Below are 15557 nucleotides of genomic sequence, written 5' to 3' on the forward strand. Positions count from 1 at the left end.
TATTCATCCTTAACAAGCACAGTAGCATCCAAGCTATCTCTATTTAGTATAGTAGAAGTAAACTAACACTATGATTTTTCGTCTTTATACCGTAAAGCATTCTATATATAAAGAGCATAATATTCATCAGAAATATCGGTAATATTATTTGAAAAAAAATAGCGATCCTAACCCGCGCTACAAAATGCTCAATAATCGACCAGCCATAGTGTCGATGTAAAACAATACCCCCTAGATCACAATTACTTGAAAAGTGTCGCATTGGTAATAAAACAACCTATTGATTGTGACTTATTCGACGTTAACGAGCTTCACGTCACATAATACCTGCAACGTTATTGGTATGTTTACTACAGAGAAAACTTAATTTTATAAAAAGGACAATTCATATGGCGACTAAATTCTTTATTCCAAGCGTTAACATTCTGGGTCAAGGCAGCGTAGATGAAGCGATTAAAGACATCAACGCATTTGGATTTACCAAAGCACTCATCGTCACCGACAAACCATTAGTAAGTATTGGTTTAGTTGCAAAGGTTGCAAGTAAACTCAATGCCAATGGTATTGAAGTGGTTATTTTTGATGGCGTTCAACCTAACCCAACAACAGGTAATGTTGCAGCAGGTCTTGAGCTATTAAAAGCCAATCAGTGCGATGTAATAATTTCTTTAGGCGGCGGCTCACCACACGATTGTGCAAAAGGAATCGCGCTTGTTGCGACCAACGGCGGTAATATTAAAGATTACGAAGGTGTGGATGTATCAACTAAAGCACAAATGCCTTTAGTCGCAATTAACACAACCGCTGGCACGGCAAGTGAAATGACCCGTTTTTGTATTATTACCGATGAAGTACGCCACATTAAAATGGCCATTGTCGATAAAAATACCACACCAATTCTATCAGTGAACGATCCTGAACTGATGCTAGAAAAGCCAGCATCACTGACTGCTGCAACTGGAATGGACGCATTAACACACGCAATTGAAGCTTATGTTTCTATTGCAGCGAATCCTATTACCGATGCGTGCGCAATTAAAGCCATCGAACTGATCCAAGCTAATTTAATTAATGCTGTCAAAAAGGGTGATGACATCCAAGCCAGAGAAAACATGGCTTATGCACAATTTTTAGCAGGCATGGCCTTCAATAACGCTAGCCTTGGTTATGTGCATGCTATGGCACATCAACTTGGTGGTTTTTATGACTTACCGCACGGGGTTTGTAACGCCTTATTGCTACCCCATGTACAAACCTATAATGCTCAAGTCGTGCCAGCACGCTTAGCTGATGTAGCAAAAGCTATGGGTGTAGATACTGCAGCAATGACTGATGAGCAAGGCGCTAAAGCGGCCATTGACGCCATTAAGCTATTATCAAAAGCGGTTAACATTCCCGCTAATTTAACTGAATTAGGCGTAAAAGCAGAAGACATTCCAACCTTAGCAGACAATGCTCTAAAGGATGCTTGTGGCTTTACTAACCCTAAGCAGGCAACACACCAAGAGATCTGCCAAATTTTCACTAACGCTTTATAACTAACTTCTGCGAGGGATATTAAGCAATTATCAAAAAGTAATTAACTTAATTTGAGCTTAATTCATTTTGTAGCACAGCATAAAGCCCGTATTTGATTACGGGCTTTTTTTATCTGCCGTTTAATGTAAAAAACCAACAATGACAACAGCTTATTTTTAATTTAGTAAAAAGTGATGCTTAGATCTAAGTTCTTGAAATAAGGATTGACCAATATAAAAAATAAGGTCTATAGTGAAAACACTTAGATAGCGAATAGGTAGGTAAACAATGACAGCAATCACTCATATATATAATTACACCGTTCGATGCCCGCACTATAAAGAAAACGAACAAGTTGCAACATGGCTCAACCATATCGAAGTAAACCAATCTTGTGAAATTGCACTAGACCGTATCACTAAATGGCACAACCTCTCTGGTACTAAATCATTTGAACTAGACGATTTTGTGGTTCGAAAGGCCGATAATGAAGAAGCTTATTTTGCTATGCAAAGTAGCCGCCTTAAGCATGATGGCCATGCCCTTGTCACGTTTAAAATCTTTTTAGACAACTGCTGCCAAGATGCTTCTCCGAATCAAATAATGGAGCATTTAATCGATGATTATCAACAGCGTATCGCTAAAGTCGAATAATACATCAAGTCTATTTACCATCAACATTAAGGAGCTATCATAGCTCCTTATTTTTTGCGGTTTTATGTTGAATGGCTATAATTTATTGCCCTTTCGCAACCTACGCTTACCAGAATTCCCCCATAATAATATCAATACAATTAAGCCGCATTGGCTCGCATGCCATGCGGGATAGGTAATCCATTTTCATTCACGTTGACAAATACCATCTTATCGATAAAAGCAATTGGCGCATGATTGATTTTATTACGTATTTTACAACGAACGGTGACTGAACTTTGGCCTAAGCTGACGAGTTCAAATCCAAACTCAATGATGTCACCCGTTTGCGCCGGTGCCATAAAATTAATTTCCGAAATCACTTTGGCAATATGGAATTGGCTGCGCATTTGGCAACTGGCAAAAATAGTGGCTTCCTCATTAACCCAACTTAATAACTGACCACAACATAAGCTTTGAGTGCTATTAAGATGAATAGGCATGATGATATGACGTGAGAAATATTTCATAGTGACCTCATTATCTGACTTATTAATTTTGCGTTGTTAAACGCATACCTCAAAATAAGTAGCAACGATTAAGCCAAGTATTTTTAACATTAAAAATCAGCAAGATAAATATAACGCTTAATAGAATCGTTATCAGAATGCCCAAAATAAATGCATCTTCGCACCAAAAAAGAAAAAGCCACACTGAGTGTGGCTTTTAAAATAAGTATTAACAGATAATGGTTAATGAATAGCTGTTAACGAATAATTTGCTTCAACGCATTCACAAAAACACTGATGTCATTCGCACTAATATTGTTATGAGTAACCAAGCGCAACTGGCGGCTCGGACTGATGATAATGCCTTTATCAGCCAGCTTGGCAGTAAGTACTCTAGGATCTATATGTTCTGCGATTGTAGCGAAAACCATATTGGTCTGTACCAAACTCACATCGACAGTTAACTCATTCATTTCAGCCAACAACAAAGCCAAGGTTTTTGCATTATGATGATCATCTGCTAAACGGTCGACCTGCTCAGTTAATGCTAATTTAGCCGCAGCAGCGATAATACCCGCTTGACGCATTCCACCACCGAGCATTTTACGCCATCGCGTCGCTTTACCAATTAACCGCTCATCACCTAACAGAATAGACCCTATAGGCGCGCACAAGCCTTTTGATAAACAAATCGATACAGAGTCAAAGTATTGGGTTATATCGGCAATAGCTATGCCCTGTGCAACCGCAGCATTCGCAACCCGGGCACCATCTAAATGGATTTTAAGCCCACGATTAAAGGCAAGACTTTGTGCTTGAGCTAAATAATCTTGGTTTAACACCTTGCCGCCAATGGTATTTTCTAAGCTCAATAACCGTGTTCGAGCAAAGTGCACGTCATCAGACTTAATCGCAGCTTCAATATCACTTAATAAAATACTGCCATCAGCTTGATTATTCAAAGGCTGAGGTTGAATGCTGCCTAATACCGCTGCCCCGCCACCTTCAAACTTATAATTATGAGCTTGTTGGCCACAAAGATACTCATCTCCACGCTCACAATGAGACATCAACGCCAATAAATTAGCTTGTGTACCAGAACTGACAAACAAAGCTCCATCAAAGCCAAACATCTCTGCTGCCATATCTTGTAAATTATTGACGGTCGGGTCATCACCATAAACATCATCACCCACCTCCGCTCTCGACATGGCTAAACGCATTGCTTCTGTCGGCTGAGTCACCGTATCACTTCGAAAATCAATCATGCTGCATCTCTATCCTCTCTCGCTCAACTTTATCGAAGCTAAGCAACTACTTCGCCGCTGATGATATTTCTGTTAATGCCGCTAAGGCAGCATCGTAGTCTGGATGTTCACTTACTTCAGTCACTAATTCTTGATATTTCAATATGCCTTGAGGATCTATAATAAAAATTGAACGCGCTAATAAACCACGGTCTTTAATTAACAAGCCATACTTTTCGCCAAAATCACGCCATACAGAGTCAGACAACACTTTAATTTTATCCACATTTTCGGTTTGGCAAAAACGCTTCTGAGCAAACGGTAAATCTTCGCTAATGGTTAACATAACCACATCAGCATCATATTGAGTAAACTCTTTATTAAATCGCTTGGTCTGTAATGCACACACACCAGTGTCTAAACTCGGCACTGCGCTAATCAACACAGTTTTACCTTTAAAATCACTCAGGCTTACCGGATTAAACCTTTCATCTACCACAGTAAATAATGGCGCAACCGTATTAATCTTCGGTATGTGTCCTTCTAAAGCAACAGGATTACCGCCCATGGTAATCATGGTTTTTTCGCCGGCAAAACTGGGGGCGCTCATAACAGATGAAGATAATAATGTGATAGCTGCAAAGGTTGAAAATAGCTTCATGAAAAACTCCTTGTATAAAAAAACCAGCAAATGCTGGTTTTTTAAAATATTAAGTTGCCTGCAAGATTATTTTGCTGGAACTTCTTTCACATGTAAATCCATTTGTGGGAATGGAATTTCAATCTCAGCAGCATCTAATGCATTCTTGATTTGCTCAAGTAATTCAAAACGCGCAGTCCAATAGTCTGGTGTTTTAACCCACGGACGTACGACAAAGTTAATTGAACAATCAGCAAGCTCAGCTAGACCAATAGTATAACCAGGATCTTTTAACACAAACTGGTTGTTATCTAAAATATCCGCTAATACCTTCTTAGTTTTAGCAATGTCAGCTGTATACGAAACACCAATAGTTAAATCGATACGACGCTTTTCTAGTGCTGAGTAGTTAGTGATAGTGCCATTCATAATCGCTGAGTTAGGCGCGATAATCATTTTGTTGTCACCAGTACGTAAACGTGTTGAGAAAATCGTAATCTCATCAACGACACCGGCAACACCAGCGGCTTCAATAAAGTCACCTACGCGGCATGGACGGAAAAGCACCATCAATACGCCTGATGCAAAGTTCGAAAGTGAACCTTGTAACGCTAAACCAACAGCTAAACCCGCGGCACCGATAACAGCAACTAGTGACGCTGTTTGCACGCCAACTTGACCAAGCGTGGCGACAATAGTAAATACAAAGACCAACATCCACGCTAAGTTTGCCACAAACGAAACGACTGTTGCGTCCACTTTACGATTAGTCAGTAATTTGGTTGTTATGCGTTTTGCTACACCGGAAAAATACTTACCGATGAGAAAAATAACAATAGCAGCTAGCGCTTTAAGACCATAAGTCATCAAAAACTCAGGTGCCTGCTCCACTAAAGCATCTAAACCTTCTATATGTTCCATTTCTTTCTCCATTTTAATAGCAGTCTTATTCTGCCGATATAATAAATTCTACTCGTCGATTACGCTGACGCCCTTCTATAGTGGCATTATCCGCGACCGGATTTTTGTTACTCATGCCAACGATCTCAATTGACGTCGGTTGAAATTGGTACTCATTTACGAGTAAATCTTTAATGGTGGCTGCACGTTTAAGTGATAGTGAGCGGTTAACAGCATCACTACCAATATTATCAGTGTGTCCCTCTAAACGAATAGCCACTTGAGGATGTTGCTCAATGTATTGCTGCACCCTAACCAAGGTTGGTCGCTGAGTTAACAGCACTACTGATTTATCAAAATCAAAATACACAGGTTGAAGAATAGACCCAAAACAATCTACTGCCACAGAAACATCTCGTTGTTGACGACATTGTTCAGCAATAAGAGCCGAATTATTTGTTACTGTCGCGCCTAATTCGGCGTCATCAAACTCAGCATCATCTTCGGCATCCTCATCAACAATCAATAACTCAGTATCAATACAACCATTTGCCATAACAACGCTATTAGCAGGTGTATCATTACAAGCATCTTTTTTATCTGGCACACCGTCAAAATCTGTATCAACCCAGGCATGGGCCGTGCAGATAAAACAGCCGATTAAGATCAATGTCACCGCTCGAACAAAAGTCATAAATACCCCTTCGACATGACATCGAAATTTGTTAATGAATCGTATTTTAACTGTTTATGACTTAAATTAAAAGACAACACTTTATAATCAACACCTTGCACAATCATGCTTAACTAAAGTCTCACCAAAGCGTGATATAGGTATCGGCACCATGCCTGAAAACCTTATTAACCCCCGGCCAACTTAGCAACAAAAACAAAGCAAATCGCTAACATTGCTGGTAGTTGATTGTTTGTATTGACACATTTTATAACAAGCTTAACCTCTCTGTTCCCCGCATTAACATTGACTTTATCGGCATGAAAAGGGTATATAAGGTTAGCTTTTTGATGTTTGGTTAACATTCAGCGTCAAACTGACATTATTTATTATAAAAAATAAACAATAAAGTTGCTCAGTACTGCGTAATCACGGTCAAACACTCGATATTTCAGGTGTTAGTTGATAAAGCAGTCATAGACAACTCTTGCAAACAATTATTTCTGTGACGATATTTTCTCACAGGCAATCACAAGCTTAAGGTGGAAGACTTAATGAGTGACGCAAAACCACAAGGTACATTGTTTGGACACCCTAAGGGGCTGTTCTTACTTTTTACAACAGAACTATGGGAACGCTTTAGCTATTACGCAATGCGTGCAATTTTAGTACTTTATTTGGTAGATAAAGTCCAAAGCAATGAAGCAGGTGGTGGTTTAGGCTGGAGCCAAGCAGACGCATTATCACTATATGGTACTTTTACCGGTTTAGTTTACTTAACACCATTAATTGGTGGCTGGCTAGCTAGCTGATAACGTATTGGGTCAACGTAAAGCCATTTATATTGGTGGCTTCTTAATGGCAGCGGGTCAATTTACGCTTGCAGCACCACATAGTTGGATGCCGGGTTTAGAAACCATGATGTTTTATATTGGTTTAGGGACGTTAATTATAGGTAACGGTCTATTTAAACCAAATATCTCCACTATGGTAGGTGATTTATACCCTGCTGGTGATCATCGTCGTGACGGTGCATTCACCATATTTTACATGGGTATCAACTTGGGTGCAGCTTTGTCAGGCTTTATCGTAGCTTGGGCTTACACTTCATTTGGTCATGAAGTTGTAATTGGTGGTGAAGAAGTATTTATCAACAACTGGCAAGCAGGTTTCTTCTGCGCCGGTGTTGGTATGATTTTATCGTTAATTATTCAGTTTTTCTTTGCGCAAAAATTACTTGGTGACATCGGTGTCGAACCGGCAGCTAAAGTAGAACAAAGAAAAAATGCAGCTAAAGGTGAAACCAGAAGTGAACCGCTAACGAAGATTGAACGTGACCGTATTAAAGTCATTATGGTAATGGGATTATTCACCATTATTTTCTGGGCTGGCTTCGAACAAGCAGGCGGATTAATGAACTTGTTCACTAACAATTTCACTGACCGTATGATTGGTTCGTGGGAAGTACCTACCACTTACTTCCAATCACTCAATGCTATTTTTATTGTTGTTTTTGCTCCAGTGATTGCCTCTATTTGGATCCGCTTAGGTAAAAACGAACCTAACTCACCCGTTAAATTTGCGTTAGGTTTATTCTTACTGGCCATCGGTTTCTTATTCATGATGGGCGCAGTATTCGAAATGGGCGGCGACGCTTCAGTTAAATCAAGCATGTGGTGGTTAGTAGGAGCTTACTTCTTCCACACCATGGGTGAATTATGTTTATCACCTATTGGTTTATCTATGGTAACTAAACTGGCTCCACTGCGTATCGCATCATTAATGATGGGTGCATGGTTCCTATTTATTGCTGCAGCAAACAAAATTGGCGGCCTAGTAGGTTCGTTAATTGGTCATGGCGGAGAAGTCGAAGAACAACTCGCAAACGCAATGGCAATTTTTGCTGGGATCGGTATTACCGCTGTCGTCTCAGGTATCATTTTATACCTAATGTCAGATAAATTAGTTGACTGGATGCACGGTGCAGAAAACAAAAATGATACTGAAGAAGAAGTTTTAGAAGAAGAAATTGCAGTCACGGCCGAACACGAAGGAATTCAACGTTAATTGGTTTTGATGTAATTGTTATTCTTAATAAAATCCCCTCCAAGTTTCACTTGTGAGGGGATTTTTTATATACCCACATCATCCTGCTTGGATCGCTTCGCTGCTAGAGCAGACTTCGTCCTGCTAGGATCGCTTCGCTACTAGAACGGACTGCGTCCTGCTAAAGTCACTTCACTGCTAGAACAGACTGTGTCCTGCTAGAGTCGCTTCGCTACTAGAACGGACTGCGTCCTGCTAAAGTCACTTCGCTACTAGAACGGACTTCGTCCTGCTAGGATCGCTTCGCTATGCTGTTTGCTTTTATAGCCTCTAGCCGCGAAGCGTCCTAGCAGCGCAGCGCTCTAGGTTTCTAGTGTCTAGATAGCCTCTAACAATGATCAGCGACACGCTAACTGCATAAAGCCACCCGCTTTAATATCAGATTGATAAACAAGCCCTGTAAAGCGGTTCTCAAGCAGTTGTTGTTTATGCTCATAAAAATGTGTACCAATACAAATCTGTTCATCCCGTAATAAGGTTCTAGTTTGCATACTAGGCTTATCCCACCCTGAACTGCCAAGAGGTGCTGATTCGGGCAATGCAAGAGGAGTGAGTTCATTACCGTTACGTAAATAACACCTTAGTCCTTTACCTGATTGTCCGATTGATAATTGGTAGCTGCTTAAATCGAGGCACACATAAATAATATCGGTATTAATATGTAACCCAGACTTCACCATACGTTGATGAAGATACGACAGCATATTATTAGGTTCGATTAAGGTATTGCTTAAACCATTTCTAAACAGCTTAAGTTTCTGATTAATAAAACTGCGCAATAAGACACAGCCAAAAGCAGCGCTATTATCCTCAGGTGAAAAGTGTGCCATATACATCACTAAATGATGCTCCCCCACCATAGTAGAGTCGATGAAGTAAGCACTAACATCATTATTTTTAAATAAACTGTAATTGATTTCGGCTTTAGGATAATAGATATGCGAAGCAGGAAATAACTGCTGCTGAACACTTTTGGCCGCTTGAGCATTTTGCTCAAGTAAACATAAGTTATCAGTTAGCTCTTGATAAGATAACTCATTCATTTCTTGTAAATGCGATTGCCCAGAAACATTCATCGGCGTAGCGGCTGACATCATCGCTTGAATGATTGCCTGCTCAATAATGAATAAATCAGCAATAGGTTTAGTCAGATAATCACTGGCACCGATGCGCAATGCTTCAACAACATCAGACATTACATCATTACCAGAAATAACAATAGCGGGTATAGCAGGATTAATATCCTGCATCTGTTTAAGCATCGACAAACCATGAAGGCCAGGCATGCTTAAGTCTGCAATAACAATATCAAAAATAGCATCGGAAAAAAGGGCTATACCTTCATCTCCATTACATGCTTGTTGAACCCGAGCACCTTGTCCCTGCAAAAAATCAGCAACGACATGGCGAAATATCGGGTCGTCTTCAACAAAGAGGATCTCGACATCAGTAAGCGCCATACAACAACCTCGCAAACTACACTGCCGAGGTGCCTGTATGCCTCGACTATTCTAGTTCATCTAAATATTCGTCAAGTAACTCATCGTCCGCTTGACTAGATGGCACATCACCATCAAAAACTTTGTAATCCATATGCTGCAAATAGGCATCTTTTACAAAAGCATAAGGATCAAGAGCATTGTCTAATAATCTTTCTTGATCAATGGCTTTAGAACGTGCATCTAAGCCCTTTAAGCCCCATTTTAATACTGACTGCCATATCGTTAACTCTGATAAAGGAAAGTATAGACCATCCACCCAATCAGAGGCGATTTCTCTTGTCACAATTGGGCCATAAAACGGCGCCATAAAATAAGGACCATTTGGTGTACCGTAATAACCTAACACTTCGTTAAAATCATCTTGTTTACGGTGCATCCCCATCATGTCAGCAACATCGACTAAACCCAGTAAACCGATGGTAGTATTAACCGTAAAACGACCTCCTGCATTAGCAGCCCACCCCCACTTTCCTTGTAAGGTATTATTCACCAGAGAGCTAGGTTCCTCTAGGTTATAAACAAAATTATTAACCCCCGTTCTGACAGGATTAGGAACATAGTCTTTATAACCATGAGCAACCGGGCGAATAACATACCTATCTAAAAACAGATAGTTAAAGTCCCACATTGTGCGGTTAACTTCTTCAAATGGATCGCGAGGATCATTATATTTAATTTCAACCGCAGGTCGTGATGATGTGGTAACTTGAGGTGCTTCGGTTTCGGCATACGCGGGCATGCTAACTGCAACAAACACCTGAAGTAATATCCATTTATACTTCATATAATTCTCTTTAAAATGACAAAAGGTACTACTCAACAAACTGCTATTTTTGTCTTTTTATTAAAGCAATTTTTGTTCAAGTCGATATAATTTAGCAAGCAAGTGTAAGGCTGTTATCATTCACTATTTAGCAATCAGACCTTACTCATACGTCTTTGTTACCAGCAATCATTCACTATAATGGTAATAAAACCCAATATGTTGTCCCAATAAAGGTAACAGGGAGCTAAGGATACTGTGCCATTTGACAATATCAATCAAAAAATTGTAAATAAAGTTGATATTGTTCACTGACAAGTAGATTGATTTCAATAGACAAACATGTTCGTTTGATAGGATTTCTATGGCTGTACCAACAACGCTCCCTCAAAAACCGGTCAATACCGTCACAATCAAACCTGTCGATGTCAGTCCGCAGGCGGTGACTGAGCGTAAACAAACTCAAACCGATAGTACTTCTTTGCCAGCAAAAACCTCAAATGAAAAATCCGTTGTATCCAACTCGTCGACCACAAAATCAGATTTAGCAGCAGTATTATTGCCTGTAAAAGTGGGGCAACCACCAGCAAGCGCACAACTCGACATCAGTATTGAAAATCAACAGTATCAACTTAACAAGACCGCTGAACTGCAAAAGTTATTACAACAGACAGCGCAAGTCGTTATAGCAAGCGATCAAGCTAAGCTTGTGGCTCGTGCCGTTTCCAGCGTAAATTTACCCGTAGCCCAAGCAGAAGTCATCAACAGCCAAAGTACCTCGCCTGCAATTCCAACGGCCACACCACCCGCCCAAACGGTGGCGACTCAATTAGTGCTTTTGGCACAACCTATTCAACTTGCCTTACCACAAGGTCTCGAGGAACTAGCAAAACAAAATGGTGTTTCAACACAACAGCTCGCATCATTGGCAGCCAGAGTTCAAGGTTATCCTCTGCCAACTGCAATTATAGACCAAGGGAAATTGACCTTTTCTGGTGGCACAAGCATTCAATTATCGCCCAATACCGCGTTAAACTCAGGCCAATATCTAGCTAAGGTCGTGGTACAACATCAGCAATTGCAACTTACACTCACGCCAGTCATTGCAGAAATAAGCGTTAATTTAACGAAACTTCCGGCACCACCTCAAGCGGCCCAGACACTTGAATCAGCAAACATCATCATAACTAAAAATGAACCAGCACAAATTCTCAGTCAATTTCTAAAAAAGCTAGAGTCTACACCACTGTCAATCATTGATAATGCGGTAAAAGGAAGCGATGTCCAACAAAAAACGCCTAATGAATTAACGCCGTCTTCGGCCAAAGTCGGCCAAGACAGTACTGCAGTAAAAACCTTGACTCCGGTAACACAACAGCAAAGATCATCCGGACTATCACCAGAATCGAATCTCGCTAAAACTGGCAGCAATATGGAACAGCAAGCCAATCTAGCCAAAAGCGCTGTTAACAACACTGTAGAGCAAACAGCATTACCAACTAAATCAGTAGCGGAACAAAATACTCCCAAAGCAAACACCACTTCTACGATAGACAATAGCGCAAAAAACAATCCACCAAACAACCCTGCATCAAACAACAACGCATCAAACAAAATGAACAGTGACAGTGACCCAGCACCAATAGAAGTGCTGAATAAAGCGTTATCAAAAGCAGGCGCGATGCCAATCAAACAGCAGTTAAGCCAACAAATTCCACATAATCTAGCCAGCGAACTGTTTAAGCATCTACCACAAATTAGCCCACATCCATTAAGTGCATTGAGTGATCCGGCATTACTCAGCAGTGAGCTATACAGTTTAGCTGCGCTTAATCTTGCACACACTCAGCTAGGTCACTCAACTAGCGCACAGCCCTCACCACTGTTTTCAGGTAGTGCTATCACAACCTTATTCCAATTATTATTAGGGGTGAAAACAAAATCAACAGGCTCAGGGATCAGCGATAAACTTCAAGCGCACCTTGCGCAGTTGCAACAACGAACCTTGAGTAAACTCAGTGCGAATTCAGGTCTATTAGCAGCATTAGATAAGCTAGGAGGCGCAGACTCTTTGGCACAATTGGCTAACAGTATTGCGCTGTATCAACATGCGAGCACCGATCCCAATCAAGCCATGACTTGGTACTTTGCTCTACCATATTCAATTAACCAACGCGATGAACAATTTGAAGGTAAATTTGAACAAGAAAATGATTCAGACAAAGATAAAAAAGCAGGATGGAAACTACAACTCAAATTTAATTTAGCCCAAGGATCATTATTGATTTGTGCTCATAAGCAAGCAGAGGTGCTTGATATCCAATTTAAAGGCAACAATCAAATGCTACTTACAAAAGTAGAACGCTTTAACCAAGCACTGTCAGATAAAATTACTCAAATTGGTTTTACACCAGGTAAGCTCACAACGCAGTTAGCCCAAATTCCAGCGACGTTATTACCTGGCGATCACTATTTAGTCAAAACAAGAGCTTAATAGAGAACATGATGAAAGATGACTCGAAAAAAATACAGCAAGCAGTCGCACTCAGTTTTGATGGTAAAAGTGCCCCAAAAATTACTGCTACTGGTAAGGACTTAGTTGCCGAGGAGATGATATTAATCGCTAAGGAAGCGGGTATCCATATCCATCAGGACCCACACTTAAGTGAATTTTTGCAGCTATTAGAATTAGGTGATGAAGTACCGAAAGAGTTGTATCTATTAATCGCTGAATTGATTGCATTTGTGTATATGTTGGATGGGAAGTTCCCTGAACAATGGGATAATCTTCATCAAAAAATTGTCGCTCAAGCTTAACTCCTTTCAGCTACAAAATTGTCAAACCTAGATCATCTAATGTTAATGTTGTAAAAATTGGTAAATCAAGCTCGCTGTTATCATTATGCCACCGACTCCCAGTCCACCGAGACACAGTCCAGCCAAACGGTCTTGATCAAAATCAAGCCAGTCATTAAATGCTGCATAATAACGCAGCGAGATCCCATACAATACAATGAGGACTAAAGAGATAAAACTATACAAATAGTGTTCTGGGTAGGCAAACGTCAGCAACGGAATAAATGCCAACAGGTAATCACAACCCTTTTGCTGTACGTCAGTTCGATACACAATATACGCATCAATACACATTTGAATTGGAATATATATGGCTAGTAAACCTAACAACCAAATGAGATCCATCACAACCTCTGTATCGGACTGTAAGGAACTGAAACGCTAATATTGCAGAAAACTATCGTGATATAAATACTCTCAAAAAAATCAATCTCACTTAAAATCATATCATCAATAACAATGTCATAAATGACAATAATAAAAGCTACAACAGAGCAAATTAATCGATGAAGTATTGCGGATATATGGGGGATATAAAAAATGTCGAAAAACAATAACTGAGTAAATCAAAAAGAAAGTTGTTTCATTACAAATCCATTTTATTAATGCATATCCATTACACATTTTGGTGAAAATATCGCTTAAAAAATACAACTAAAAAACACTGTGTAAACCGATAACTGAACATCACAAATAACACACTAAACAAACAATACCTAAATATAGCAGCAACATGAGAACAGCAACTAGAATTTATAGCAAAGTAATAGATTAAAATATCAAACCAATATTAACACTGTTGTATAAATTTATAATCAACAATAAATTTACATGTTGCTATTAGATAACAATCAAGACCTTACAAACACAATAACAGCTCAAATATTCAGCGATATTGGCTGGCTTAATCTTTAAAAAAGTGAATACTGTTGTTAGCATAGGAGTGGTTATATAACTGAACGTCATAACGTGTTCCTTTTTGGATATTTAAATTATGTTTTCATACCATCATAATGCGCACTGCCCTATCAATTAAAATGACTAAATATTGGCTGACACGAGTATTAATTTTATCTTTGTAATTTGCAGACACTGATAAATTAACTGGACAGTAAACTCAGGGAATTGTAATGAAGACCAACCTTAAACTGATATCCGTTGTGAGTATGTCTTTCATCTTGCCTGCACAAGCGCAAGTAGTCAGCTTTGATGATTACGGACCGTTACAAGTATATGCACAATCACCGATGCAATCTCTCAATCTTAGCCCATTGTTACGTTCTGGCTTTTCGTTACCCCAAGGTCAAAAAGAATGGTACATCACAGCAAACGCTGCCAGCGTCTGGTCCGAATCCGATGAGTTATTGGCTGATTACTACCAAAATGCAATTAGCAGCGGCTTAAAATGGCAAATTACAGAGAATTTACTGTTTGATGCTAATTACACTTGGCAATTTAGTGGTGACAACCATTTAGATTCATTAACAATGTGGTTCCACGATGCTTTTGGATTTGACCAAAATGGTCGTAACCAGCAAGCTAAACACCAAAGTCAAATGCGTTCAGAAAAATACGATATTGATGTTGAAAACTTTAATGGTGAAACTCTCAATAATGCATTTACAGCATATTTAGGTTATCAATTACTGCAAAATGAACACCATGGTATTTCGGTTGGAGGCACGCTGTACTACAAATCTGTCGATTCAGGCCCATTTGCTGATGAAAGCTTCCAGCAAAGCGTGCAAATTAATTACGGCTATCACAATGGCAATCACCATGTGAACTCTACTCTAGGGATCAGTTTCCTACACAATAAAGCGCCGCTATCGCAAAATAGTTTCGAATCTCATTACCTAACGTTGGGGCTGGGTTACGAATATCGTACCGGTCGGCACGGTTGGTTAGCTGAATACCATCGTTATGATGGCATGGTAAGTTGGGATGAGAACTTCTCAGAGGCGTCTAATGAAGCGTTATTGGGTTATCGCTATTACTTTAATAGCAGCGCCATCGAATTCACTATGGTTGAGAACTTTTTAAACATGGATAACAGTGCTGATATAGCTTATGTATTAGGTTATCGGCATAAATTTTAGATCCTAGGTTCCAGAGCGCTGCGCTTCTAGGGCGGACTTCGTCTTGCTAGGGACAGCTGCGCTGTTACAATAGAAAATGGATAGCAAGCGATGAAAAGCGATATCAAGCGA

The 15557-nt window shown here is 39.8% G+C and carries 13 protein-coding genes and 1 pseudogene; 6 read left to right on the forward strand and 8 right to left on the reverse strand.

What is annotated here, in order from left to right:
- Nucleotides 1-389: 389 nt before the first annotated feature.
- Nucleotides 390-1538, forward strand: coding sequence for an L-threonine dehydrogenase (yiaY, locus tag SFRI_RS14475; protein ID WP_011638247.1), 1149 nt, complete (start codon nt 390-392; stop codon nt 1536-1538).
- Nucleotides 1539-1806: 268 nt separating this feature from the next.
- The gene (locus SFRI_RS14480; protein WP_011638248.1) at nt 1807-2172 is read left to right on the forward strand and encodes a hypothetical protein; all 366 of its coding nucleotides are present in this window, start codon (nt 1807-1809) and stop codon (nt 2170-2172) included.
- A gap of 140 nt (nt 2173-2312) precedes the next feature.
- Here SFRI_RS14480 and SFRI_RS14485 read toward each other — a convergent pair whose 3' ends face one another.
- The 5 genes from SFRI_RS14485 to SFRI_RS14505 form a co-directional block, all read right to left on the reverse strand.
- On the reverse strand, nt 2313-2681 hold the full coding sequence (locus SFRI_RS14485; protein ID WP_011638249.1) for an acyl-CoA thioesterase: 369 nt from the start codon (nt 2679-2681) through the stop codon (nt 2313-2315).
- Nucleotides 2682-2917: 236 nt separating this feature from the next.
- Complete coding sequence (gene ltaE, locus SFRI_RS14490; RefSeq protein WP_011638250.1) at nt 2918-3928, reverse strand: low-specificity L-threonine aldolase; 1011 nt, start codon at nt 3926-3928, stop codon at nt 2918-2920.
- A gap of 46 nt (nt 3929-3974) precedes the next feature.
- A complete protein-coding gene (gene tpx, locus SFRI_RS14495) occupies nt 3975-4568 on the reverse strand; it encodes a thiol peroxidase (protein WP_011638251.1) in 594 nt (197 codons plus the stop codon).
- 66 nt (nt 4569-4634) lie between these two features.
- Nucleotides 4635-5468 (reverse strand): mechanosensitive ion channel family protein, encoded by an 834-nt coding sequence (locus SFRI_RS14500; RefSeq protein ID WP_011638252.1) that lies wholly within the window; start codon nt 5466-5468, stop codon nt 4635-4637.
- Between the two features lie 25 nt (nt 5469-5493).
- Nucleotides 5494-6141: an OmpA family protein gene (locus SFRI_RS14505; RefSeq protein WP_011638253.1), complete on the reverse strand. Its 648-nt coding sequence runs from the start codon at nt 6139-6141 to the stop codon at nt 5494-5496.
- A gap of 533 nt (nt 6142-6674) precedes the next feature.
- Between SFRI_RS14505 and SFRI_RS14510 the strand changes: the two are divergent.
- Nucleotides 6675-8187 (forward strand): annotated as a pseudogene (locus tag SFRI_RS14510) (peptide MFS transporter).
- A 377-nt stretch (nt 8188-8564) separates the two neighbouring features.
- Here SFRI_RS14510 and SFRI_RS14515 read toward each other — a convergent pair.
- Nucleotides 8565-9686: a response regulator gene (locus SFRI_RS14515; protein WP_011638254.1), complete on the reverse strand. Its 1122-nt coding sequence runs from the start codon at nt 9684-9686 to the stop codon at nt 8565-8567.
- A 46-nt stretch (nt 9687-9732) separates the two neighbouring features.
- Nucleotides 9733-10467 carry an MlaA family lipoprotein gene (locus tag SFRI_RS14520; RefSeq protein WP_425271586.1) on the reverse strand — a complete coding sequence of 245 codons (735 nt, stop codon included), beginning with the start codon at nt 10465-10467 and terminating at the stop codon, nt 9733-9735.
- 388 nt (nt 10468-10855) lie between these two features.
- Between SFRI_RS14520 and SFRI_RS14525 the strand changes: the two genes are divergently transcribed.
- Together SFRI_RS14525 and SFRI_RS14530 are read left to right on the forward strand one after the other, a co-directional pair.
- Nucleotides 10856-12985, forward strand: a complete 2130-nt coding sequence (locus tag SFRI_RS14525) for a hypothetical protein (RefSeq protein ID WP_011638256.1) — start codon at nt 10856-10858, stop codon at nt 12983-12985.
- Between the two features lie 11 nt (nt 12986-12996).
- Nucleotides 12997-13308, forward strand: a complete 312-nt coding sequence (locus SFRI_RS14530; protein ID WP_041413136.1) for an EscU/YscU/HrcU family type III secretion system export apparatus switch protein — start codon at nt 12997-12999, stop codon at nt 13306-13308.
- A 42-nt stretch (nt 13309-13350) separates the two neighbouring features.
- Here the strand turns inward: SFRI_RS14530 and SFRI_RS14535 are convergent, their stop codons facing one another.
- On the reverse strand, nt 13351-13692 hold the full coding sequence (locus tag SFRI_RS14535; RefSeq protein WP_011638258.1) for a hypothetical protein: 342 nt from the start codon (nt 13690-13692) through the stop codon (nt 13351-13353).
- A 785-nt stretch (nt 13693-14477) separates the two neighbouring features.
- Between SFRI_RS14535 and SFRI_RS14540 the strand changes: the two genes are divergently transcribed.
- On the forward strand, nt 14478-15446 hold the full coding sequence (locus SFRI_RS14540) for a DUF3187 family protein (RefSeq protein WP_011638259.1): 969 nt from the start codon (nt 14478-14480) through the stop codon (nt 15444-15446).
- Nucleotides 15447-15557: the final 111 nt, after the last annotated feature.

The organism is Shewanella frigidimarina NCIMB 400 (assembly GCF_000014705.1).
GTDB classification, from domain to species: Bacteria; Pseudomonadota; Gammaproteobacteria; order Enterobacterales; family Shewanellaceae; genus Shewanella; species Shewanella frigidimarina.

Bases quoted from the DNA above. Each gene is read 5' to 3' on its own strand.
- SFRI_RS14485 (WP_011638249.1), bottom strand. From the start codon at position 2,681: ATGAAATATTTCTCACGTCATATCATCATGCCTATTCATCTTAATAGC.
- SFRI_RS14525 (WP_011638256.1), top strand. From the start codon at position 10,856: ATGGCTGTACCAACAACGCTCCCTCAAAAACCGGTCAATACCGTCACA.
- SFRI_RS14505 (WP_011638253.1), bottom strand. From the start codon at position 6,141: ATGACTTTTGTTCGAGCGGTGACATTGATCTTAATCGGCTGTTTTATC.
- yiaY (WP_011638247.1), top strand. From the start codon at position 390: ATGGCGACTAAATTCTTTATTCCAAGCGTTAACATTCTGGGTCAAGGC.
- SFRI_RS14515 (WP_011638254.1), bottom strand. From the start codon at position 9,686: ATGGCGCTTACTGATGTCGAGATCCTCTTTGTTGAAGACGACCCGATA.
- SFRI_RS14530 (WP_041413136.1), top strand. From the start codon at position 12,997: ATGAAAGATGACTCGAAAAAAATACAGCAAGCAGTCGCACTCAGTTTT.
- ltaE (WP_011638250.1), bottom strand. From the start codon at position 3,928: ATGATTGATTTTCGAAGTGATACGGTGACTCAGCCGACAGAAGCAATG.
- SFRI_RS14480 (WP_011638248.1), top strand. From the start codon at position 1,807: ATGACAGCAATCACTCATATATATAATTACACCGTTCGATGCCCGCAC.
- SFRI_RS14535 (WP_011638258.1), bottom strand. From the start codon at position 13,692: ATGGATCTCATTTGGTTGTTAGGTTTACTAGCCATATATATTCCAATT.
- tpx (WP_011638251.1), bottom strand. From the start codon at position 4,568: ATGAAGCTATTTTCAACCTTTGCAGCTATCACATTATTATCTTCATCT.
- SFRI_RS14540 (WP_011638259.1), top strand. From the start codon at position 14,478: ATGAAGACCAACCTTAAACTGATATCCGTTGTGAGTATGTCTTTCATC.
- SFRI_RS14520 (WP_425271586.1), bottom strand. From the start codon at position 10,467: ATGCCCGCGTATGCCGAAACCGAAGCACCTCAAGTTACCACATCATCA.
- SFRI_RS14500 (WP_011638252.1), bottom strand. From the start codon at position 5,468: ATGGAACATATAGAAGGTTTAGATGCTTTAGTGGAGCAGGCACCTGAG.